Origin of the sequence: Streptomyces sp. NPDC059895, from assembly GCF_042731035.1 — a bacterium.
In the GTDB taxonomy this organism is placed as follows: Bacteria; Actinomycetota; Actinomycetes; order Streptomycetales; family Streptomycetaceae; genus Streptomyces.
The window spans coordinates 72,403-93,796 of the sequence record NZ_JBHWKO010000008.1 but is presented as its reverse complement, the minus strand read 5'-3'; the positions used below and the strand labels follow the sequence as shown (position 1 = coordinate 93,796).

Below are 21,394 nucleotides of genomic sequence, written 5' to 3'. Positions count from 1 at the left end.
GTGGTTCAGACGGCGAGCGCCTGGGCGCGGCGCTTCACCTCCGTGCCGCGATTCTCGCTCAGGGCCTGGGCCGGGGTGCCGGGCAGGCTGGCGTCGGGGGTGAAGAGCCATTCGATCATCTCTTCGTCCGTGAAGCCGTCGTCCCGCAGCAGCGTCAGGGTCCCGGACAGGCCCTTGACCACCTTGTCCCCGTCGATGAAGGCGGCGGGCACGTGCAGCGCGCGGTTCTCACCACGGCGTACGGCGATCAGCTGGCCCTCCTTGACCAGCTGCCGGACGCGCGTCACCTCGACGCCGAGCTGTTCGGCGATGTCGGGCACGGTGAGCCAGGCGGGGACGAGAGCATCGATCTTTGCGTCAATCTCGGTCACGGGAACAAGCCTGCCATCTGCCACTGACAGTCGGAAGCCGGGTCCGCCCCGGCACGGCCGGTCGGCGAGCCGTTCGCATCGGGACCGCCCGCCGCGCCCGCCCCGGACCCGCCGCCGTTCCCGCGTCGGACCCCCCGCCGCGCGGACCTCGAATTCCTCACCCTTCCCACGCCGGAACTGCCGCCGCGCGGACCGCGAACCCCTCACCGTTCCCGCGCCGAACCCGCCACCACGCGGACCGCGAACCCCTCACCATTCACGCGTCGAACCCGCCACCACGCGGACCGCGAACCCCTCACCGTTCCCGCGCCGAACCCGCCACCACGCGGACCGCGAACCCCTCACCATTCACGCGCCGAACCCGCCGCCGCGCCCGCCCCGAAGCCGCGCCGCGCGTCCGCTTCGCGCGGCCCGCCCGCCCGCGTCAGGCGGTGGCCGCCTTCAAGGGGCGCGCCGGGTCCCGGAGCAGCCGCGGGTCCATCGGTGTGCCCGCCTCGATCAGCCGGCGCCCCTGGGCCAGGTCGCGGGGGCGGCCCACCGCCAGGAGGGCGACCAGGCGGTCCTCGCGCAGCCAGCAGACCGTCCAGGCCGGCCCGGACGGGTCGCCGCGCCACAGGGTGGTGTCGGCGCCGGTGTGGTGGCCGGCGTACTGGACGAAGCGGCCGAACTGCTCGGACCAGAAGTACGGGACCGGGTCGTAGACGGCCGGCGGCTCGCCGGTGGCCTCGGCGAGGATGTTCGCCGCCACCGTGCGCGGGCCCTGGAGGGCGTTGTCCCAGTGGTGGACGAGGAGCCGCTCGCCGTACCGCGCCGACGGGAAGGAGGCGCAGTCGCCGACCGCGTACACGTCCGGCGCGGAGGTGCGCAGCCGGGTGTCGGCCGCGACCTCGCCGTCGGCGCCGAGGGCGATGCCCGAGCCGGCCAGCCAGGCCGTGGCGGGGCGGGCGCCGATGCCGACCACGACGGCGCCGGCGGGCAGCCGCGTGCCGTCGTCGAGGACGACGGCGCCGGGCTCGACGCGCTCCACGCGCGCGTGGGTGCGCAGCGCGGTGCCGCTGTCGGCGTACCAGGCGGTCATCGGGGCGGCGACCTCGGCGGGCAGGGCGCCGGCCAGCGGACGCTCGGCGGCCTCGACGACGGTGACGGCGCAGCCCGCCTCCCGGGCCGCCGTGGCGAACTCCGCGCCGATCCAGCCGGCGCCGACGACCACGACGTCGTGCTGCCGGGCGAGCACGGGCCGGAGCCGTTCGGCGTCGTCCAGGGTGCGCAGCAGGTGGACGCCGGGCACGCCCTCGGCGCCGGGGAGCCGGATCGGTTCCGCGCCGGTGGCGAGCACCAGGACGTCGTACGGGACGGGCCCGGCCTCGGTGTCCAGCTCGTGGTCGGCGACGCGCACGCCGAGGGCCTCGCTGCCCAGCCGCAGCTCGATGCCGAGGCCCTCGAAGTCGACGTCGAGCGCGGAGCCCTCCGCCTTGCCGAGCAGGACGGCCTTGGACAGCGGTGGCCGGTCGTAGGGCTGGTGGGGCTCCGCGCCGATCAGGCTCACCGTGCCGGTGAAGCCCTGTTCGCGCAGCGCGACCGCGGTCTGCACCCCGGCCATGCCCGCGCCGACGACGACCACGCGCCGCGCCGATGCCCTGTCTTGGTCCCGCGTCCGCTCGCTCACCTGATCACCATAGACAACTGACGATCTGTCAGTCAGTGGCCGTGCTCCGTGACCTGCTCCACAACGCTCGTGCCGCTGCCCGGCTGGGACTCCCACTGCCACGTCTCCTCGAGCCGGACCCGGCCGTCGGGCAGCTCCACGACCGTCGCCACGCAGTGTCCCGACGAGGTCGCGCCGTCCCGCTTGAGCTGGACGTAGCGGAAGTCGAGCCGGTCTCCCTCCCGCGTACCCACCAGATGCCCGCGCACGACGTCGCCGCCCGCGTACTCGGCCCAGATCTCGCCGTCCGTCTCGTGGTACGTGAACCGGGTGCGGGTGCCGACCTGCCCGGGGGCCTGGTCGGCGACGGGGGCGAGGACGAGACCGTCGAGGGACCGGTGGCGCGGGGCGGGGCCCTCCGTCGCGCGGGAGCGGGGGGAGACGGGCGGGCGGGTCACGGGCGGAGGCTCCCTTACTGAGTCGTCCGGCGTCGGGCTAGGGTGGCCACCGTAGAGCACTCGCGGGAGCCCGGACGCACCGGGCTGAGAGGGAGGCTGGCGGCCTCCGACCGTACGAACCTGATCCGGGTCATGCCGGCGAAGGGAGGGGCTGGACGCCCATGTCCTCACGTACGTCAGACGTCCTCGTCGTCGGGGGCGGCATCATCGGGCTGGTCACGGCGTGGCGGGCCGCGCAGCGCGGGTTCGCCACGGCGGTGGTCGACCCGGAACCCGGCGGCGGGGCCGCGCAGGTGGCGGCCGGGATGCTGGCCGCCGTCACGGAGCTGCACTACGGCGAGCAGACGCTGCTCGGCCTCAACCTCGCCTCGGCCCGCCGCTACCCCGACTTCGCGGCCGAGCTGAGCGACCTGACCGGTCACGACCTCGGCTACCGCCGCTGCGGCACGCTCGCGGTCGCCCTCGACGCCGACGACCGCGCCCACCTGCGGGAGCTGCACGCCCTGCAACGGCGGACGGGGCTGGAGTCGGAGTGGCTGACCGGGCGGGAGTGCCGGCGGCTGGAGCCGATGCTCGCGCCGGGGGTGCGCGGCGGGCTGCGGGTGGACGGCGACCACCAGATCGATCCGCGGCGGCTGGCGGGAGCGCTGGTGGCCGCGTGCGAGCGGGCCGGGGTGGTCTTCCACCGGACGTGGGCGGAGCGGCTGTCCGTGGTGGCCGGCCGGGCCGCCGGCGTCCTCACGCGCGCGGGGGACGCGCTGGGCGCGGGACAGGTGGTACTCGCGGCCGGCAGCCTCAGCGGGCGGCTCGCGGGGGTGCCGGACGAGGTGCTGCCGCCGGTGCGGCCGGTGAAGGGGGAGGTGCTGCGGCTGACCGTGCCGCGGGCGTACGCGCCGTTCCTGAGCCGGACGGTGCGGGCCGTGGTGCGCGGCAGCCAGGTGTACCTGGTGCCGCGGGAGAACGGCGAGCTGGTCGTCGGCGCGACCAGTGAGGAACTGGGCTGGGACACGACGGTGACGGCCGGGGGCGTGTACCAGCTGCTGCGGGACGCGCACGAGCTGGTCCCCGGGATCACCGAGCTGCCGCTGACGGAGACGCGCGCGGGTCTGCGCCCCGGGTCGCCGGACAACGCGCCGCTGCTCGGGCCGACCGAGCTGGACGGCCTGCTGCTGGCCACCGGGCACTACCGCAACGGCGTGCTGCTGACGCCGGTGACCGGCGACGCGATGGCGCATGCTCTGGCCACCGGGGAGCTTTCCGACGAGGCCCGTCCCTTCACCCCCCGGCGCTTCGGCGCCGCCGCACTCTCGGAGCAGCCCGCATGAACATCTCCGTCAACGGTGAGCGGCGGGAGGTCGCGGCCGGCACCGCCCTCGACGCCGTCGTACGGTCCCTGACGGCGGCGCCCTCCGGGGTGGCCGCCGCGCTCAACGAAACCGTCGTCCCGCGCGGGCGGTGGTCCGCCACCGCCCTCTCCGAGGGAGACCGCGTGGAAGTCCTCACGGCCGTCCAGGGAGGCTGAACCATGGCCGACGATCCCTTCGTCCTCGGCGGGACGGCCTTCTCGTCCCGCCTGATCATGGGCACGGGCGGGGCGCCCAGCCTGGAGGTGCTGGAGCGCGCGCTGGTCGCCTCCGGGACCGAGCTGACGACCGTCGCGATGCGGCGGGTGGACCCCTCGGTGCACGGATCCGTGCTGTCGGTGCTGGAGCGGCTCGGGATCCGGGTGCTGCCGAACACGGCCGGCTGCTTCACGGCCGGGGAGGCGGTGCTGACGGCCCGGCTGGCGCGCGAGGCGCTCGGCACCGACCTGGTCAAGCTGGAGGTCATCGCCGACGAGCGGACGCTGCTGCCGGACCCGGTCGAGCTGCTCGACGCGGCCGAGACGCTGGTCGACGACGGGTTCACGGTGCTGCCGTACACCAACGACGACCCGGTGCTGGCGCGGAAGCTGGAGGACGTGGGGTGCGCGGCGGTCATGCCGCTCGGCTCGCCGATCGGCTCGGGGCTGGGCATCCGCAACCCGCACAACTTCCAGCTGATCGTCGAGCACGCGCGCGTGCCGGTGATCCTGGACGCGGGGGCCGGCACGGCCTCGGACGCGGCGCTGGCGATGGAGCTGGGGTGCGCGGGGGTGATGCTGGCGTCGGCGGTGACGCGGGCGCAGGACCCCGAGCTGATGGCGCACGCGATGCGGGCCGGTGTCGAGGCGGGGCGGCTGGCCCGGCTGGCGGGCCGGATCCCCCGGCGCCACTTCGCCGAGGCGTCGTCCCCGGCGGAGGGCCTGGCGGTGCTGGATCCCGAGCGTCCCGCGTTCTGACCGCGGCCACGGGCTCCCCCGCGGTGGGGTGCGTCACAGCTCCGCTCCAGTCGTGCTCCGACGGCGGACGGAAAGGGGGAGGTGTCCGTGGGGGCTCGTACACTCGCGTCCGTGGACACGACCCTTCAGGACCCTCTCGTCGGGCAGCTGCTCGACGGGCGTTATCGCGTGGACGCGCGGATCGCGGTCGGCGGGATGGCCACGGTCTACCGGGCCGTGGACACCCGCCTGGACCGCGTTCTCGCGCTCAAGGTGATGCATCCGTCGCTCGCCGCCGACGCCTCCTTCGTCGAGCGCTTCATCCGGGAGGCGAAGTCCGTCGCCCGGCTGGCCCACCCGAACGTCGTTCAGGTGTTCGACCAGGGGGCCGACGGGTCGTACGTCTACCTCGCCATGGAGTACGTCGCCGGCTGCACCCTGCGGGACGTGCTGCGCGAGCGCGGGGCGCTGCCGCCGCGGGCCGCGCTGGACATCCTGGAGCCGGTGCTCGCCGCGCTCGGCGCCGCGCACCGGGCCGGGTTCGTGCACCGGGACATGAAGCCCGAGAACGTGCTGATCGGGGACGACGGACGGGTCAAGGTCGCCGACTTCGGGCTCGTCCGGTCCGTGGACTCCGTGACCAGCACCACCGGCGCCGTCCTCGGCACGGTCTCCTACCTCGCGCCCGAGCAGATCGAGCAGGGCACCACCGACGCGCGCGCGGACGTGTACGCGTGCGGGGTCGTGCTCCACGAGATGCTCACCGGCGGGAAGCCGCACGAGGGGGACTCCCCCGCGATCATCCTGTACAAGCACCTCCACGAGGACGTGCCCCCGCCCTCGGCCGCCGTGCCGGGGCTGCCGTACGAGCTGGACGAACTGGTCGCCTCGGCCACCGCCCGCACCCCGGCCGTCCGGCCGCACGACGCCGTGGCGCTGCTCGCGCAGGTGCGCCGGGCGCGCGGCGCGCTCGGCGAGGAGCAGTTGGACGCGCTGCCGCCGCAGGCCCGCTCCGCGGAGCACGACAACGCCGAGCACCGTACGAGCGTGATCCCCCGCTCGCCGACCGTGCCCCGGCCGCTGCCGGTCGACGAGGACGCGCGGGCCCTCGAGGACGACGTCCACCGGACCTCCCGGTTCGCGGCGGAGCCTCCCCCGCCGCCGCGGCGCCGCTCCGGACCGCCCCGCCGCGGGCTGGTCGCGATCCTCACCGGCGTCCTGCTGGTGCTCGGCGTCGGCGCGGGCGTCTGGTACATCAACTCGGGGCAGTTCACCAAGGTCCCGGCGGTGCTGACGCAGACGCAGGCGCGCGCCGAGGAGCGGCTGGAGGCGGCCGGGCTGGAGGTCGGCACGATCGAGCACCGCTACAGCGACACGGTCGAGCGCGGCGCGGTCATCACCACCGACCCGGAGCCGGGCTCCCGCATCCGCAAGAACGACGCCGTGGCCCTCGTCGTCTCCGACGGCCCCGAGACCGTGAAGGTGCCGTATCTCAAGGGCACCCGGCTGGCCAAGGCCAAGGCGCAGCTGAAGGAGGACGGCCTGGAGCCGGGCCTGGTCACGCAGGCGTTCAGCGAGGACGTCGCCAAGGGGGCCGTGATCAGCAGCGACCCCGAGGCGGGCACGGAGCGGCGGGCGGGCACCGCGGTCTCCCTCGTCGTCAGCAAGGGCAGCCCGGTCGACGTGCCGGACGTCACCGGCGACGACCTGGCCGACGCCAGGGCCGAGCTGGAGGAGGCCGGTCTGAAGGTGAAGGTCTCCACCGGGAGGATCAACTCGGAGTACGACAAGGGCCGGGTCGCCGCCCAGTCGCCGGGTGCCGACCGGCAGCTCGCCGAGGGCGACACCGTGACGCTGACCCTGTCCAAGGGCCCGGAGACGGTCGAGGTCCCGGACGTGGTGGGCGCGAGCGTCGACGACGCGACGAAGCTGCTGGAGGAGTCCGGCTTCGAGGTCGAGGAGGACCGCGGGCTGCTCGGACTGTTCGGCGACACCGTCAAGAGCCAGTCCGTGGAGGCCGGCGACATGGCGCCCAAGGGGTCGACGATCACGATCACCATCCGGTGACCGGGCGGTCCCCGGGGCATGACACCCTGAACGGGTGACAAGTCAGCAGTGCCGCGCCGCCGCCCCCGCCTCCCCCTTCCCGTCCCGCAACCCCGTCGGCGGCCATGTCCCGGTGGCCGGCGGACTGCACTCCGTGGGGCTGTCGTACGCCCGGGAGCTCAAGGCGGAGACGGTCCAGGTCTTCGTGGCGAACCCGCGCGGCTGGGCCACCCCGGCCGGCAACCCCCGGCAGGACGAGGCGTTCCGGGAAGCGTGCGCGGCGGACTCGATCCCGGCGTACGTGCACGCGCCGTATCTGATCAACTTCGGTTCGCACACCGAGGCCACGGTCGAGAAGTCGGTGGAGTCGCTGCGGCACTCGTTGCGCCGCGGCCGGGAGATCGGCGCGCTGGGCGTGGTCGTGCACACCGGGAGCGCGACGGGCGGGCGGGAGCGGTCCGTGGCGCTGCGGCAGGTCCGTGAGCGCCTGCTGCCGCTGCTGGACGAGCTGACCCACGACGACGACCCGTTCCTGCTGCTGGAGTCGACCGCCGGCCAGGGCGCCTCGCTCTGCTCGCGGACCTGGGACTTCGGGCCGTACTTCGAGGCGCTGGACGCCCATCCGAAGCTGGGCGTGTGCCTGGACACCTGCCATGTCTTCGCGGCCGGTCACGACCTGACCGGGCCGTCCGGGATGCACGGGACCCTCGACCTGCTGGTGGACACCGTGGGCGAGGGCCGGCTGAAGCTGATCCACGCCAACGACTCCAAGGACGTCGTCGGCGCCCACAAGGACCGGCACGCGAACATCGGCGCCGGGCACATCGGCGAGGACCCGTTCCGCGCCCTGATGACCCACCCGGCGACCGCCGGCGTCCCGCTGGTCATCGAGACCCCCGGCGGGCAGGAGGGACACGCGGCGGACGTGGAACGGCTGAAGAAGCTGCGGGACGGCTGAGGCGGGGAGTCAGTCCTCGTTCTCGAACAGCACGTGGGACGTGTCCACGAGGTGCACCACGAGCACGATCAGCAGCCCGTCGCTGATGACGTACTCGATGGCCAGGCTGTGGGTCAGCGCCAGGGACCGGGTGTTCTCGTCACCGGAGATGGGTGACGAGATCTTGGTGCGGGGGTCCGTCGACAGTATGGCCAGACCACGCTGGAGCAGCTCACGGCGTTCGACCGGAAGGCCGTCACGGACGCGCGCCGCGGCCTCCGAGAAGATCACGTTGAAGACTGCCACCGAGGCTCCCTGCGCGGTTGTCGGAGTGACCGGCAACCGAGCTTGGCGGCACACAGGACCCGCAGGTCAGAGTTCCGGACCGTCCCCCGGCTCCTCCTGGTACGAGTAGCGCTGCTCCCGCCAGGGGTCGCCGATGTTGTGGTAGCCGCGCTCCTCCCAGAAGCCACGGCGGTCGGCCGTCATGTACTCGACACCGCGGACCCACTTCGGCCCTTTCCAGGCGTACAGGTGGGGGACGATCAGGCGGAGCGGGAAGCCGTGCTCGGCGGTGAGCAGTTCGCCGTCCTTGTGGGTGGCGAAGAGGGTGCGGTCGGAGGCGAAGTCCGACAGGCGCAGGTTGGAGCTGAACCCGTACTCCGCCCACACCATCACATGGGTGACGTCGTCCGCGGGGGGCGCGATGTCCAGGACCGTCCGGGCGGGGATCCCGCCCCACTCGGCGCCGAGCATGCTGAACTTCGTCACGCAGTGCAGATCGGCCACGACCGTGGTGTGCGGCAGGGCCGTGAACTCCTCGTGGGTCCAGCAGCGCTTGTCGCCGTCGGCGGTGGCGCCGAAGACCCTGAACTCCCAGCGTTCGGGCCGGAATCTGGGTACCGGTCCGTAGTGTGTGACGGGCCAGCCCCGCTGGAGTCGCTGTCCCGGCGGAAGCTCGGACGCTGCTGCTTCTCCTGGTTCTCGCTCCACCGGATGACCCATGACTCCATCCTGACAGACCGGGAGCGATGGGGAGGACCGACCCTGGCCTGGAACGGGCAACTCCTACTAAGCATGCACTTACTTACTAAGTGCGCACTTACTGGACGATCTTGCGCACCGGTGAAATCATGCGGCGGCAACCTCCCGAATCCCCACGTGGAAGGAGCCTCTGCGATGCAGGGCGACCCCGAGGTCATCGAGTTCCTCAACGAGCAGCTCACCGGCGAGCTCACCGCGATCAACCAGTACTTCCTCCACGCCAAGATGCAGGAGAACTTCGGCTGGACGAAGCTCGCGAAGTACACGCGGCACGAGTCGTTCGACGAGATGAAGCACGCGGAGGTGCTCACCGACCGGATCCTCTTCCTGGAGGGTCTGCCGAACTACCAGCGTCTGTTCCACGTCCGTGTGGGCCAGACCGTCAAGGAGATGTTCGAGGCCGACCGGCAGGTCGAGGTCGAGGCCATCGACCGCCTCCGGCGCGGGATCAAGGTGATGCGCGAGAAGGGCGACATCACGTCCGCCAACATCTTCGAGTCGATCCTCGCGGACGAGGAGCACCACATCGACTACCTCGACACCCAGCTGGACCTGCTGGAGAAGCTCGGCGAGGCGCTGTACATCGCGCAGCTGATCGAGCAGCCGGAGAGCTGAGTCAGGCTGCTTCGTCGAGTTCGGTCAGGACCGGCTTGCCCTGGTCCGCGAGCTCACGGCGCGGGCACGCGCCGCGGCCGAGTATGGCCTGAATCCGACGTACACAGGACCCGCAGTCCGTGCCTGCCTTGCAGGCGGAGGCGATCTGCCGGGGCGTGCAGGCGCCCTTCTCCGCGTGCTGCTTGACCTGCGCTTCGGTCACACCGAAGCAGCTACAGACGTACACGCGGTTCACCTCCCGCCGGGAACATGACTGGTGCCGAACCGATGTGGCGAGAACCCGTTGATCGGTGAGGCTAACCTAACCTTACCCGGGCCTCAGGTGGCGTAAAAGTGCTGTGGGGCGCGGATCGTATGTGATCCGCGCCCCAGTGCACGCTCCTGTAACAGGCGAACCGCTACTGGTCCCTGTACATCTCCGCGACGAGGAACGCCAGGTCGAGCGACTGGCTGCGGTTCAGCCGGGGGTCGCACGCCGTCTCGTAGCGCTGGTGCAGGTCGTCGACGAAGATCTCGTCGCCGCCGCCCACGCACTCGGTGACGTCGTCACCGGTCAGCTCGACGTGGATACCGCCCGGGTGGGTGCCGAGGGCCTTGTGGACCTCGAAGAAGCCCTTGACCTCGTCCAGCACGTCGTCGAAGCGGCGGGTCTTGTGCCCGGAGGCCGCCTCGAAGGTGTTGCCGTGCATCGGGTCGGTCACCCAGGCGACGGTCGCGCCCGACGCCGTGACCTTCTCCACCAGCTCGGGCAGCTTGTCGCGGACCTTGTCGGCGCCCATGCGCACGATGAAGGTCAGCCGGCCCGGCTCGCGGTCCGGGTCGAGGCGCTCGATGTACTGCAGCGCCTCCTCGGCCGCGGTCGTCGGGCCGAGCTTGATGCCGATCGGGTTGCGGATCTTCGAGGCGAACTCGATGTGCGCGTGGTCCAGCTGACGTGTGCGCTCACCGATCCACACCATGTGCGCGGAGACGTCGTACAGCTGTCCCGTGCGCGAGTCGACGCGGGTGAGCGCCGACTCGTAGTCGAGCAGCAGCGCCTCGTGCGAGGAGTAGAACTCGACCGTCTTGAACTCCTCCGGGTCAGTCCCGCAGGCGTGCATGAAGTTCAGCGCGTTGTCGATCTCGCGGGCGAGCTGCTCGTAGCGCTGGCCGGAGGGGGACGACTTCACGAAGTCCTGGTTCCACGCGTGGACCTGGCGCAGGTCGGCGTAGCCGCCGGTGGTGAAGGCGCGCACCAGGTTCAGCGTGGACGCTGACGTGTGGTACATCCGCTTCAGCCGCTCGGGGTCCGGGACGCGGGCCGCTTCGGTGAAGTCGAAGCCGTTGACGGAGTCGCCCCGGTAGGTCGGCAGCGTCACGCCGTCGCGGGTCTCGGTCGGCTTGGAGCGCGGCTTGGAGTACTGGCCGGCGATCCGGCCGACCTTCACCACCGGCACGGACGCGGCGTACGTGAGCACGGCGCCCATCTGGAGCAGCGTCTTGAGCTTGTTGCGGATGTGGTCGGCGGACACCGCGTCGAAGGCCTCGGCGCAGTCGCCGCCCTGGAGGAGGAACGCCTCGCCCTTGGCGACGGCCGCCATCCGGGCGCGCAGCTGGTCGCACTCGCCCGCGAAGACGAGCGGCGGATACGACTCGAGGTCCGCGATCACTGCGCGCAGAGCCTCGGCGTCGGGGTACTCGGGCTGCTGCGCCGCGGGCAGGTTTCGCCAGGTGTTGCCAGCGCTCGCGCTGGTCTTAGCGTTCACGGTCACGTCCTCAACATTACGGGGTCGTGTCCAGTGGTTTAGGCCCGGCTCGACAGGTGAGACGGGCCCGCGCTCACCTGTGGCCGCGGGGCGCGTGGGGTAGGGTGCGTCGCATGTTCGCGCTTTCGACCCAGAACTGGTGGTGGACCGCTCATCCGGCGGCCCACTGACTGCGCGTACGCACGACTTCGCGAAGGCCGCCCGAGGGGCGGCCTTCGGTGTTTCCGGGCACGGGCCGTTCCTCCCAGCGAGAAGGACACGGAACCCATGCACCTGCTCGACCTGCTGGACGATCCCCGCCCGTTCGCCCTGCTGCGCCGGCGCACGCCGGGCCACGACGAGAACACCGTCGACCTGCTCATCGGCCCGGTCGCCGACCACGACCGCCTCGCCGACCTGCCCGGCGAGGGCCTCGCCCTGGTCCCCTTCCGGCAGATCCGCGAGCGCGGCTTCGACGTCCGGGACGACGGCACCCCGCTCACCGTCCTGGTCCCCGAGGAGCGGTACGGGATCCCGCTCGCCGAGGCCCTGACGCAGCTCCCCGCACACGAGGTCCGGGTCGCGGGCGGCGGCTTCGACGTCGGCGACGAGGAGTACGCCGAGATCGTCGGCCGGGTGCTGCGGGACGAGATCGGGCGGGGCGAGGGGGCCAACTTCGTCATCCGGCGGACGTACGAGGGGGAGATCGCCGGCTTCTCCCGGGCGGACGCGCTCGCGCTGTTCCGGCGGCTGCTGGAGGGCGAGCGGGGGGCGTACTGGACGTTCGTGGTGCACACCGGGGAACGCACCCTGGTCGGCGCGAGCCCCGAGGTGCATGTGCGCCTGACCGGCGGGACGGTCGTGATGAACCCGATCAGCGGAACGTACCGCTACCCGGACGAGGGCCCGACCCCCGGGCACCTCCTGCGGTTCCTCGCCGACGGCAAGGAGATCGAGGAGCTGTCGATGGTCGTCGACGAGGAGCTCAAGATGATGTGCACGGTCGGCGACATGGGCGGGGTGGTGGTCGGGCCGCGGCTGAAGGAGATGGCGCATCTCGCGCACACCGAGTACGAGCTGCGCGGAAAGTCCTCGCTGGACGTGCGGGACGTGCTGCGCGAGACCATGTTCGCGGCGACCGTCACCGGCTCGCCCGTGCAGAACGCCTGCCGGGTGATCGAGCGGTACGAGACCGGCGGGCGCGGCTACTACGCGGGTGCGCTGGCGCTGATCGGCCGGGACTCGGGCGGCGCCCAGACACTGGACTCGCCCATCCTCATCCGGACCGCCGACATCGACGCGGCCGGGCGGCTGCGGGTGCCGGTCGGGGCCACGCTGGTGCGCGGCTCGGACCCGGCGGGCGAGGTCGCCGAGACGCACGCCAAGGCGGCGGGGGTGCTGGCCGCGCTGGGGGTGCGGCCGCGGCGGCCGCGCACGGAGGCCGCGCGGCAGCGGCTCGCCGACGACCCGCGGGTGCGGGCCGCGCTGGACGGGCGGCGGGCCGCGCTGGCGCCGTTCTGGCTGCGGATGCAGGAGCGGACCGCCGAATTGGACGGGCACGCCCTCGTGGTCGACGGCGAGGACACCTTCACCGCGATGCTGGCGCACGTGCTGCGGTCGGGCGGGCTGGAGGTGTCGGTACGGCGGTACGACGAGCCGGGGCTGCGGGAGGCGGTGCTCGCGCACGAGGGGCCGCTCGTCCTGGGCCCCGGTCCTGGTGACCCCTCCGACCTGGGCGACCCCAAGATGGCCTTCCTGCGGGACCTGACCGCGCAGGTGGTCCGGGAGCACCGGCACGGCGTGCTCGGCGTGTGCCTCGGGCACGAGCTGATCGCGGCGGAGCTGGGGCTGGACATCGTCCGCAAGGAGGTGCCGTACCAGGGGGCGCAGACGGAGATCGACCTGTTCGGGCGGCCGGAGACGGTCGGCTTCTACAACAGCTTCGTGGCGCGGTGCGACGACGACGCCGTGGCGGAGCTGGCGGCGCACCGGGTGGAGGTGAGCCGGGCCGCGAACGGGGAGGTGCACGCCCTGCGCGGGCCGGGCTTCGCCGGTGTGCAGTTCCATCCGGAGTCGGTGCTCACGCTGAACGGGGCGGCCGTCGTCCGGGAGCTGGTGGGTCAGTTCCGCGGTACCAGCACGTTCTCCGAGCGGCGGCCCGCGCTGTAGTCCAGGACGTTGCGCACCGTGGCGTCGACGATCTCGCCGACGGCGTCCGCGGTGTAGTACGCCTGGTGGGAGGTGACCAGGACGTTCGGGAAGGTGACCAGGCGGGCCAGGGTGTCGTCCGAGATGGCCTCCAGGGACTTGTCGAGGAAGAACAGGCCCGCCTCCGCCTCGTAGACGTCCAGGCCGACGCCGGTGAAGCGGCCCTCGCGCAGCTCCGCGACGAGGGCCGCGGTGTCGATCAGCCCGCCGCGGCTGGAGTTGACCAGGATGGCGTCGGCCTTCATCGCCTTCAGGGCGGCGGCGTCGATGAGGTGCCAGGTCTCCGCCATCAGAGGGACGTGCAGGCTGACCACGTCGGACTCGGCGAGGAGCCGCTCCTTGGTGACGTACCGCATGCCGAGCTCCATGCAGGCGGGGTTCTCCGCGACGTCCCAGCCCAGCAGGCGCATGCCGAAGCCGTGGGCGATCCGGGTGAAGGCCTCGCCGATCTTGCCCGTGCCGAGCACGCCGGCCGTGCGGCCGTGCAGGTCGCGGCCCATCAGGCCGTCGAGGCGGAAGTCGAAGTCGCGGGTGCGGGTGGAGGCCCGTACGACGCGGCGGTTGACCGCCATGGCCAGGGTCCACGCGAACTCGGCGACGGAGTACGGCGAGTAGGACGAGACCCGGGCGACGGTCATGCCGAGCCGTTCGGCGACGTCGAGGTCGATGTTGTTGAAGCCGGTGGAGCGCTGGGCGATCATCCGGGTGCCGCCGGCCGCGAGGGCTCGGAGGACGGGCGCGCCGAGGTCGGCGTTGACGCTGGTGGAGATCACCTCGTGGCCGGCGGCGATGGGGGCGGTGTCCTCGGTGAGGAACACGTCCAGGCAGCGGATCTCGTGGGGGGCGATGAAGGCCTGCTCGATGAGGGGCTTCTCGTCCGCCTGGACGCCGAAGGCGAGGATCTCCATGGCCGCTCCCGTTCCGTAGGCCTGCGTTCCGTTGGCTGACGGGCCGAATATAGGACCCGCGCCCGGGGCTTCAGCCGAAGAACACCCCCACCTCCGCGTACAGCTTCGGGTCCACCGTCTTCAGCCGGGCCGTCGCCTGCGCGAGCGGCACGCGGACGATGTCCGTGCCGCGCAGGACCACCATCGTGCCGAAGTCGCGCTCGTGGACGGCGTCGACGGCGCGTGCAGGCCGATGGGGTGCCCCCACGTCGTTCGGGCAGTGGGGGAGGGTGGCGAGCCAGCGGTCGAAGGCGCTCGGCGTCCCGCCGCGCCGTACGTGGCCCAGCACCGTCGTGCGGGCCTCCTTGCCCGCACCCCCTTGCGGACGACGGCTCTGATGACGGCGTTGAGGCCGGGGCAGTCGCCGCCTCCGGTCAGTACTCCGACGCGCATGGACGTGTCCCTTCGCCGCGGTTGCCTGACGAGGAATCACGGTAGTAGTGATCCAGCTCACACCGATATGCCCGGGGCGGCACAATTCCGGTGACGGAACGGGGTGTCGGCGCACGGCGCCGACGGGGTCAGTCGTCGTCGAGGCCGCGCTCTATCGCGTACCGGACCAGTTCGACGCGGTTGTGCAGCTGGAGCTTGCCGAGGGTGTTCTGCACGTGGTTCTGCACCGTGCGGTGGGAGATGACGAGGCGTTCGGCGATCTGCTTGTAGCTCAGTCCCTTGGCGACCAGGCGCAGCACCTCCGTCTCGCGGTCGGTCAGCCGGGGCGCGTTCGGCTCGTCGGCGCCGGTGGCGGGGGCGGGCTCGGAGGCGAGGCGGCGGTACTCGCCGAGGACCAGGCCCGCGAGGCCGGGGGTGAACACCGGGTCGCCGACGGCCGTACGGCGCACCGCGTCCAGCAGGTCCTCCGTGGACGCCGACTTCAGCAGGTAGCCGGTCGCGCCGGACTTCACCGCCTCCAGCACGTCGGCGTGCTCGCCGCTGGCGGAGAGGACGAGGACGCGCAGGGCGGGGTTCGCGCCGATGACCTCCTTGCAGACCTGCACACCCGGTTTCACCGGCAGGTTCAGGTCCAGCACGAGCACGTCCGGCGTGGTGGCGCGGGCGCGGCGCACGGCCTGCTCGCCGTCGCCGGCGGTGGCCACCACCTCGAACCCGGACTCGGCGAGGTCCCGGGCGACGGCGTCGCGCCACATGGGGTGGTCGTCGACCACCATGACCTTGACCTGGCCGTGCGCTCCCGCGCCGCCGCCCTGTTCCGCGCTCATCGTGTGCCCGCCTTCCCCCGTGCGTCCTGCAAGTCCTTCTTCGGCACGGTCAGTTCGACCTCCGTGCCCTGTCCCGGTGTCGAGACCAGCTCGGCGCTGCCGCCGAGGTCCCGCAGCCGGCCCCGGATCGACTGGGCGACCCCGAGCCGTCCCTCGCCCTCGGCCTGCGCGAGCCGCCCCTCCGGAATGCCCGGCCCGTCGTCCCGTACGGTGACGATCACCGCGTCGGGCTCGTCCTCGACCAGGATCCAGGCCCGGGCGTCCTCCCCCGCGTGCCGGCGCACGTTGTCCAGCGCGGCCCCGACGGCCGCGGCCAGCTCCCGGGCGGCGGCGGGCGGCAGCGGCACCGGGGCGCCCGGCTCGGCGAGGTTGACCCGGGCGGCGGCGAAGGGGGCGAGCAGCGCCCGCAGGTCCACGGGCCCGTCGCCGTCCCCGGCGTCCTGGGGGACCTCCACCGTGCGTACGACGCTCTCCTCGGCCCCGGCCGCGTCCTCCGGCGCCCGGGACAGGGGCACGAGCCCGCCGGAGACCAGGGTGCGCAGCGCGACCTCCTGCTCGCCGGCCATCCTGCCCAGTTCGGCCGCCTCACCGCCGATGACCGCGCCCCGCCGCTGCACCATGGCCAGCACCTGAAGGACGCTGTCGTGGATGTCGCGGGCGAGCCGCTCCCGTTCCCGGGTCGCGGCCTCGATCTCCAGGGCGCGGGCGAGGGTGCGCTCGGAGGCGCGGGCCACCTCGACGACGTAGCCGATGGCGATGGCGGCGACCCAGACGAGGATCACGTTGTGGACGGTGTCGCGGGCGGGGGCGCCGCGCTCCAGGAGGTTGGCGACGGCGACGGCGGTGGAGGCGAACGCCGCCCAGCGCCAGCCGCCCTTGACGGCGAACGCGAGGACCGAGCCGGCGGTCCATATCGACGGCAGGGTCGGTCCGCCCGCGACGATCCGCTCGTGGGTGTCGGCGAGCGGGGTCAGCAGGATGCCGGTGAGCGCGACGGTGAGGTCGACGGCGAGGAACCGCTTGGTGCAGGCGGCCGCGTTCTGCACGCGGGGCAGGGTGGCGAGGGTCCAGCCGCACAGGACGACGTAGTAGCCGATGGCGAGGCCGGGGCGGACGAACCGGTCGTAGGCGGTGACGAAGAGGCCGACCGCGTACAGCATCGTCAGGACCCGGTAGGCGGTGAGCGCACGCCACAGCGGCAGCTCGACCGACATCCTCATGACTCTCTCGCGCTTCGGCACGTCCCCCACCCCCCTGTCCCCAGACTGCCGTGTCTAGGGCTCGGACCTCTCGGACTTCTCCTTCTTCGCCTGGTCCTTCTCCGCCTGGGCGAGCGCGGCCCTGGCGGCCTTCTCGGCTTCCCGGCCGGCCTTCCCGGCCTCCTTCTCGGCCTTCGCCGCCTCCGCGATCTGCCGCTTGGCGGCGGTCGCGTACATGTCGACGTACTCCTGGCCGGAGAGCTTCATGATCTCGTACATGACCTCGTCGGTCAGCGCGCGGAGCACGAAGCGGTCGTGGTCCATGCCGTGGTAGCGGCTGAAGTCCAGCGGCCTGCCGATACGGATGCCGGGCCGCATCACCTTCGGCATCACCTGGCCGGGCGGCTGGATCTTCTCGGTGTCGATCATGGCGACGGGGATCACCGGCGCGCCGGTGGCCAGCGCCACGCGCGCGAGGCCGCCGGGCTTGCCCCGGTAGAGGCGGCCGTCGGGCGAGCGGGTGCCCTCCGGGTAGATCCCGAACAGCTCACCGCTCTCCAGGACCTCTATGCCGCTCCTGATCGCCGCCTCGCCCGCGCCGCGCGCACCGGAGCGGTCCACCGGGAGCTGACCGACGCCCTTGAAGAAGGCCGCCGTCAGCCGGCCCTTCACACCGGGCGTGGTGAAGTACTCGGCCTTGGCGATGAACGTGACCTTGCGGTCCAGGACCGCGGGCAGGAAGAACGAGTCCGAGAAGGACAGGTGGTTGCTCGCCAGGATCGCGGGGCCCTCGGCGGGAACGTTCTCCAGGCCTTCCACCCAGGGCCTGAAGATCATCTTCAGTGGCCCCCCGATGGAAACCTTCATCGCGCCGTACAACAACCGAGTGCCTCCTGTATGTGTCGAACAGACCTTAACCCGGCGTGGCGTCAATGGTCCCGACGACCCTGGTCGGTGTCAGTGCGGTCGCGTACGGTGAAGCACACGCCCTTGCCGCGCGGACCACCCGACCACCCGACCACCTGACGAGACGGGAGACCGAAGGTGCCGGTCCTTCCTGGAGCCGAGCCGTACCGCCATGAAGGCGGAGAGGTCGGAGTCCTCCTCTGCCACGGCTTCACCGGTTCCCCCCAGTCGCTGCGCCCCTGGGCGCGGCACCTCGCCGGGCACGGTCTGACCGTCGCCCTGCCCCTGCTGCCGGGGCACGGCACCCGCTGGGAGGACATGGCCGTCACCGGCTGGCCCGACTGGTACGCGGAACTGGACCGCGAGCTGCGCGTCCTGCGCGACCGCTGCGCCCGGGTGTTCGTGGCCGGCCTGTCGATGGGCGGCGCCCTGGCCCTGCGGCTCGCCGCGCAGCACGGCGACGGAGTCGCCGGAGTCGTCCTCGTCAACCCGGCGAACAAGGTGCACGGCCTGTCCGCGTACGCCCTCCCCGTCGCCCGCCACCTGGTGCGGACGACGAAGGGGATCACGAGCGACATCGCGAAGGAGGGCGTCGAGGAGATCGGCTACGACCGGGTGCCGCTGCACGCGGCGCACTCCCTGCGGATCTTCCTGCGGCTGGTCGACAAGGAGCTGCCGCAGGTCACCCAGCCGCTGCTGCTCCTGCGCAGTGCGCGCGACCATGTCGTACCGGCCGCCGACCCGGCGCGGATCCTGAGCCGGGTGTCGTCGACGGACGTGACCGAGGTGCTGCTGGAACAGAGCTACCACGTGGCGACGTTGGACCACGACGCGGACCGGATCGCCGAGGAGAGTCTCGCGTTCATCGGCCGGCTCGCACCCAGTGTCGGCAAGGAAGGGACGACGGCAGGTGGCTGAGCACGACTCCGAGCGCGAGGACCGCGAGGACCGCGAGGACCGCGAGAGGCGGGAGGACCGCGAGAGGCGGGAGGACCGCGACGGCCGCGGGCACCGCGACGATCGCGCGGGCGGCCGCGGCCGCGAGCCGGAGGAGCAGAGCGTGCCCTTCGACGAGGAGGCCGCGTGGGCGGCGATCGTCGCGGGGTACGGCGAGGAGCCCGCGGATCCGCCGGGCGCCAAGCCGTTCAAGTCGGTCGAGGACCTGGCGCTGCTGGAGGCGGAGCCGAACGGCGACGGCTCCGGTCCCGCCGTCGCCGGCACCGCCGACGGTCCGGTTTCCGGCGCCGGTCCGGACGCCGGTCCGGACGCCGGTTCGGGCTCCGACTCCGGCACCGGGTCAGGTTCAGGGCCCGGCACCGGTTCCCACGCCGCTTCCGGTTCTGGTTCCGCTTCCGGTTCTGGTTCCGCTTCCGGTTCTGGTTCCGCCCCCGGTCCCGGGGACGAGTCCGGTTCCGGTGACGAGACCGGTGACGAGACCAAGCCCGCGAAACCGCTGGGCAGTTCGGTCGCCTTCGCGCCCGGCGTCGGCCCTCGCGACTACACGCCGGGCAAGCCGTCCGGGGCCGACTTCGACGAGGACGACGAGGGTCACTTCGTCCCGCCCGAGCCGCCGCCGCTGCCCGTCGCCGACACGACCGCCCGGTTCGCCTGGCTCGGGGTGATCGGCGGCCCGCTCCTGCTCCTGCTGTCGGTGCTGCTCGGCTGGGAGATGACCTGGTGGCTGGCGACGGTCGGCATCGGCGGCTTCCTCGGCGGCTTCGCCACGCTGGTGGCGCGGATGCGGACGGACGACGAGGACGACGGCGATCCGGGACGCGGAGCGGTGGTCTGACCGGCCGCCCGGCGTCCCGGACGACGCACCTGCCTAGACGCTCGGCACCCTGAGGGCGGCCAGCACCGGAAGGTGGTCCGTGGCCGCCCTCAGGTCGGCGTCCGTGACCCCCGGGTGTCCGGTGGGCACCCCGCAGCCCCGTACCTCCACCCCCTTGGTCGCGAAGATCGCGTCGATACGGCGGTCGGGGCCGGTGGACGGGAAGGTGGGGTCACCGCCCCAGGGGACCACGGCCCGGCAGTCCTGGAGGCCGGCGGTGAGGCGGGCGAAGGCACGGCCGTCCGGGCCCTCGTTGAGATCGCCGCCCGCGACCGCGTGCTCCACGCCCATCCCGGCGAGCCGGTCGAGCACCGTCCCGGCCTGCTCGTACCGCTCGGCCCGGTGCAGGCCGAGATGACAGCTGAGGACGCCCAGCCGGGCGTCCCCGAAGCGGACGACGGCGGTGGCCAGACCGCGCCGGTGCTGTCCGGGGGTCAGGGGCAGGAGCACGTCCTCGGCGCGCTCGACGGTCGCCCGCAGCGAGCACAGGACGGCCGGTCCGGCGGCCGTGCCACCGCCGGTGAGGATCACCTGCCCGGACGCGGCCGCCAGCCGGGCGAGCTTCTTGCGCCAGCGGAAGAAGCGCGGGGCTTCCTGGAGGAGGACCAGGTCGGGGGCGCAGGCGGCGATCACGCGGGCGAGGGCGGCGGTGTCGTCGCGCATCGAGCGGATGTTGTAGCTGAGGACGCGGAGGACGGCGGAGCCGTCGGCTTCGGTGCGGGAGCTGTCGAGCGGGGGCGTCACCATACCGTCACGATAAGTGGTGTGCCGTGAAGGCCGGCAGCCCCGCACCCCTCGCGGGGTACGGGGCCGCCGGTGCCTCGAGTGGTGACCGTTACATGATCGGGTCGGGTTCGCGGGCCAGGTCGGCCGCGCCCACCAGGCCCGCCTTGTTGCCGAGCTGGGCGGCGATCACGTCGGCGACCGGGCGCCAGTTGCCCCCGACCAGCCAGCGCTTGTAGGACTTGCGGATCGGGTCGAGCACCAGGTCGCCCTCGTCGGAGAGGCCGCCGCCGACGATGAAGGCGGACGGGTCGAAGAGGGAGGCGAGGTCGGCGAGGCCGGCGCCGGCCCAGCGGGCCAGCTCGCGGTAGGAGTCGACCGCGACCGGGTCGCCCTGGCGGGCGGCCATGGAGATGTGCTTGCCCTCGATGCCGTCGGGGGTGCCGTCACCGAGGCCGAGGAGCACCTCGGCGCGCTCGGGGGTGGCGTTGGCACGCTGCTTGGCGTAGCGCACGAGGGCGCGGCCGGAGGCGTACTGCTCCCAGCAGCCCTGCGAGCCGCAGCCGCACAGCAGGCCGTCCGGGACCATGCGGATGTGGCCGAACTCGGCGGCCACGCCGAAGTGTCCGCGGCGCAGCTTGTTGCCGATGATGATGCCGCCGCCGAGGCCGGTGCCGAGCGTGATGCAGATGACGTTGCGGTGGCCCTTGCCGGCGCCGAACTTGTACTCGCCCCAGGCCGCGGCGTTGGCGTCGTTCTCCACGACGACCGGCAGGCCGACGCGGGCCTCGACCTTCTCCTTGAGCGGCTCGTTGCGCCAGTCGATGTTCGGCGCGAAGTAGACCGTCGAGCGCTGCCGGTTGACGTATCCGGCGGCACCGATGCCCACGCCGACGATGTCGTGCCCGGCACGCGCCCCCTCCACCGCCGAGGCGATGGCGTCCACGATGGCCTCGGGCGTGGTGGGGGTCGGCACCTTGAAGGTCGAGAGGATGTTGCCTTCCTCGTCGACCACGCCGGCCGCGATCTTCGTGCCGCCGATGTCGACGCCGATGGTGAGTCCCATGAATCCCTCAGTTCCGGTCGAGCCCCGCTACGGCCAACCGTACCCGAGGCCCTGCCGTCGGGGTCCCGCCGTCCCCCCCCGCCGGCCCGGCCGGCGGGCAGCCCACCCGGGGGGGGGCCCAGCCAGTGGGAGCGCCGGCCCGGGGCCCCGCGGCC

The 21,394-nt window shown here is 72.8% G+C and carries 23 protein-coding genes, 2 pseudogenes and 1 riboswitch; of the genes and pseudogenes, 10 read left to right on the top strand and 15 right to left on the bottom strand.

Annotated elements, in window-relative coordinates; translation table 11 throughout:
• Nucleotides 1-5: 5 nt before the first annotated feature.
• From ACFV9M_RS12250 to ACFV9M_RS12240, 3 genes are all read right to left on the bottom strand, one after another.
• Nucleotides 6-371: an Rv2175c family DNA-binding protein gene (locus ACFV9M_RS12250; RefSeq protein ID WP_385076141.1), complete on the bottom strand. Its 366-nt coding sequence runs from the start codon at nucleotides 369-371 to the stop codon at nucleotides 6-8.
• Nucleotides 372-795: 424 nt separating this feature from the next.
• Entirely contained in the window at nucleotides 796-2,037 is a 1,242-nt protein-coding gene (locus ACFV9M_RS12245; protein ID WP_385076138.1) for an NAD(P)/FAD-dependent oxidoreductase, read from the bottom strand.
• Nucleotides 2,038-2,069: 32 nt separating this feature from the next.
• Complete coding sequence (locus tag ACFV9M_RS12240; protein ID WP_385076136.1) at nucleotides 2,070-2,474, bottom strand: hypothetical protein; 405 nt, start codon at nucleotides 2,472-2,474, stop codon at nucleotides 2,070-2,072.
• Nucleotides 2,475-2,526: 52 nt separating this feature from the next.
• A riboswitch (TPP riboswitch) is annotated at nucleotides 2,527-2,638 on the top strand.
• On the opposite strand from ACFV9M_RS12240, the gene thiO reads away from it, so the two are divergent.
• The 5 genes from thiO (at nucleotide 2,636) to ACFV9M_RS12215 (ending at nucleotide 7,777) form a co-directional block, all read left to right on the top strand.
• Nucleotides 2,636-3,799, top strand: a complete 1,164-nt coding sequence (thiO, locus tag ACFV9M_RS12235) for a glycine oxidase ThiO (protein ID WP_385076133.1) — start codon at nucleotides 2,636-2,638, stop codon at nucleotides 3,797-3,799. (Overlaps the previous riboswitch by 3 nt.)
• Entirely contained in the window at nucleotides 3,796-3,996 is a 201-nt protein-coding gene (gene thiS, locus ACFV9M_RS12230; protein WP_385076130.1) for a sulfur carrier protein ThiS, read from the top strand. Before thiO ends, thiS begins: the two co-directional genes overlap by 4 nt.
• A 3-nt stretch (nucleotides 3,997-3,999) precedes the next feature.
• On the top strand, nucleotides 4,000-4,794 hold the full coding sequence (locus ACFV9M_RS12225) for a thiazole synthase (RefSeq protein ID WP_385076127.1): 795 nt from the start codon (nucleotides 4,000-4,002) through the stop codon (nucleotides 4,792-4,794).
• 111 nt (nucleotides 4,795-4,905) lie between these two features.
• A complete protein-coding gene (pknB, locus tag ACFV9M_RS12220; RefSeq protein ID WP_385076124.1) occupies nucleotides 4,906-6,840 on the top strand; it encodes a Stk1 family PASTA domain-containing Ser/Thr kinase in 1,935 nt (644 codons plus the stop codon).
• 34 nt (nucleotides 6,841-6,874) lie between these two features.
• On the top strand, nucleotides 6,875-7,777 hold the full coding sequence (locus ACFV9M_RS12215) for a deoxyribonuclease IV (RefSeq protein ID WP_385076121.1): 903 nt from the start codon (nucleotides 6,875-6,877) through the stop codon (nucleotides 7,775-7,777).
• A gap of 9 nt (nucleotides 7,778-7,786) precedes the next feature.
• Here ACFV9M_RS12215 and ACFV9M_RS12210 read toward each other — a convergent pair whose 3' ends face one another.
• Together ACFV9M_RS12210 and ACFV9M_RS12205 are read right to left on the bottom strand one after the other, a co-directional pair.
• Nucleotides 7,787-8,062, bottom strand: coding sequence for a hypothetical protein (locus ACFV9M_RS12210; RefSeq protein ID WP_385076119.1), 276 nt, complete (start codon nucleotides 8,060-8,062; stop codon nucleotides 7,787-7,789).
• Between the two features lie 66 nt (nucleotides 8,063-8,128).
• A complete protein-coding gene (locus ACFV9M_RS12205) occupies nucleotides 8,129-8,761 on the bottom strand; it encodes a sulfite oxidase-like oxidoreductase (RefSeq protein WP_385076116.1) in 633 nt (210 codons plus the stop codon).
• A 174-nt stretch (nucleotides 8,762-8,935) separates the two neighbouring features.
• On the opposite strand from ACFV9M_RS12205, the gene bfr reads away from it, so the two are divergent.
• Complete coding sequence (gene bfr / locus ACFV9M_RS12200; protein WP_385076113.1) at nucleotides 8,936-9,415, top strand: bacterioferritin; 480 nt, start codon at nucleotides 8,936-8,938, stop codon at nucleotides 9,413-9,415.
• A gap of 1 nt (nucleotide 9,416) precedes the next feature.
• Here the strand turns inward: bfr and ACFV9M_RS12195 are convergent, their stop codons facing one another.
• Nucleotides 9,417-9,641 carry a bacterioferritin-associated ferredoxin gene (locus ACFV9M_RS12195; protein ID WP_385076111.1) on the bottom strand — a complete coding sequence of 75 codons (225 nt, stop codon included), beginning with the start codon at nucleotides 9,639-9,641 and terminating at the stop codon, nucleotides 9,417-9,419.
• Between the two features lie 172 nt (nucleotides 9,642-9,813).
• The gene (locus ACFV9M_RS12190; RefSeq protein ID WP_385076109.1) at nucleotides 9,814-11,166 is read right to left on the bottom strand and encodes a class II 3-deoxy-7-phosphoheptulonate synthase; all 1,353 of its coding nucleotides are present in this window, start codon (nucleotides 11,164-11,166) and stop codon (nucleotides 9,814-9,816) included.
• A 107-nt stretch (nucleotides 11,167-11,273) separates the two neighbouring features.
• On the opposite strand from ACFV9M_RS12190, the gene ACFV9M_RS12185 reads away from it, so the two are divergent.
• Nucleotides 11,274-11,330 (top strand): trp operon leader peptide, encoded by a 57-nt coding sequence (locus ACFV9M_RS12185; protein ID WP_078912442.1) that lies wholly within the window; start codon nucleotides 11,274-11,276, stop codon nucleotides 11,328-11,330.
• 97 nt (nucleotides 11,331-11,427) lie between these two features.
• Nucleotides 11,428-13,308 carry an anthranilate synthase family protein gene (locus ACFV9M_RS12180; RefSeq protein ID WP_385076106.1) on the top strand — a complete coding sequence of 627 codons (1,881 nt, stop codon included), beginning with the start codon at nucleotides 11,428-11,430 and terminating at the stop codon, nucleotides 13,306-13,308.
• On the opposite strand, the gene ACFV9M_RS12175 is transcribed toward ACFV9M_RS12180, so the two are convergent.
• The 6 genes and pseudogenes from ACFV9M_RS12175 to ACFV9M_RS12150 all read right to left on the bottom strand — a co-directional run bounded on the left by ACFV9M_RS12175 (nucleotide 13,260) and on the right by ACFV9M_RS12150 (nucleotide 17,580).
• Nucleotides 13,260-14,255, bottom strand: coding sequence for a 2-hydroxyacid dehydrogenase (locus tag ACFV9M_RS12175; RefSeq protein WP_385076103.1), 996 nt, complete (start codon nucleotides 14,253-14,255; stop codon nucleotides 13,260-13,262). The genes ACFV9M_RS12180 and ACFV9M_RS12175 overlap by 49 nt on opposite strands.
• Nucleotides 14,256-14,325: 70 nt before the next feature.
• Nucleotides 14,326-14,604, bottom strand: a pseudogene (locus tag ACFV9M_RS12170) (hypothetical protein); the annotation flags it as partial.
• Nucleotides 14,605-14,606: 2 nt separating this feature from the next.
• Nucleotides 14,607-14,687: pseudogene (locus tag ACFV9M_RS12165) on the bottom strand (6-phosphofructokinase); the annotation flags it as partial.
• 128 nt (nucleotides 14,688-14,815) lie between these two features.
• Nucleotides 14,816-15,514, bottom strand: coding sequence for a response regulator (locus ACFV9M_RS12160; RefSeq protein WP_385076101.1), 699 nt, complete (start codon nucleotides 15,512-15,514; stop codon nucleotides 14,816-14,818).
• Complete coding sequence (macS, locus tag ACFV9M_RS12155) at nucleotides 15,511-16,755, bottom strand: MacS family sensor histidine kinase (RefSeq protein WP_385076098.1); 1,245 nt, start codon at nucleotides 16,753-16,755, stop codon at nucleotides 15,511-15,513. Before macS ends, ACFV9M_RS12160 begins: the two co-directional genes overlap by 4 nt.
• Nucleotides 16,756-16,788: 33 nt before the next feature.
• The gene (locus ACFV9M_RS12150) at nucleotides 16,789-17,580 is read right to left on the bottom strand and encodes a lysophospholipid acyltransferase family protein (protein WP_385076096.1); all 792 of its coding nucleotides are present in this window, start codon (nucleotides 17,578-17,580) and stop codon (nucleotides 16,789-16,791) included.
• Nucleotides 17,581-17,757: 177 nt separating this feature from the next.
• On the opposite strand from ACFV9M_RS12150, the gene ACFV9M_RS12145 reads away from it, so the two are divergent.
• Together ACFV9M_RS12145 and ACFV9M_RS12140 are read left to right on the top strand one after the other, a co-directional pair.
• On the top strand, nucleotides 17,758-18,537 hold the full coding sequence (locus ACFV9M_RS12145; protein WP_385076093.1) for an alpha/beta hydrolase: 780 nt from the start codon (nucleotides 17,758-17,760) through the stop codon (nucleotides 18,535-18,537).
• A gap of 142 nt (nucleotides 18,538-18,679) precedes the next feature.
• The gene (locus ACFV9M_RS12140; protein WP_385076172.1) at nucleotides 18,680-19,411 is read left to right on the top strand and encodes a hypothetical protein; all 732 of its coding nucleotides are present in this window, start codon (nucleotides 18,680-18,682) and stop codon (nucleotides 19,409-19,411) included.
• Between the two features lie 33 nt (nucleotides 19,412-19,444).
• Here the strand turns inward: ACFV9M_RS12140 and ACFV9M_RS12135 are convergent, their stop codons facing one another.
• On the bottom strand, nucleotides 19,445-20,197 hold the full coding sequence (locus ACFV9M_RS12135; RefSeq protein WP_385076090.1) for an endonuclease/exonuclease/phosphatase family protein: 753 nt from the start codon (nucleotides 20,195-20,197) through the stop codon (nucleotides 19,445-19,447).
• A gap of 88 nt (nucleotides 20,198-20,285) precedes the next feature.
• The gene (locus ACFV9M_RS12130) at nucleotides 20,286-21,239 is read right to left on the bottom strand and encodes an ROK family glucokinase (RefSeq protein ID WP_385076088.1); all 954 of its coding nucleotides are present in this window, start codon (nucleotides 21,237-21,239) and stop codon (nucleotides 20,286-20,288) included.
• Nucleotides 21,240-21,394: the final 155 nt, after the last annotated feature.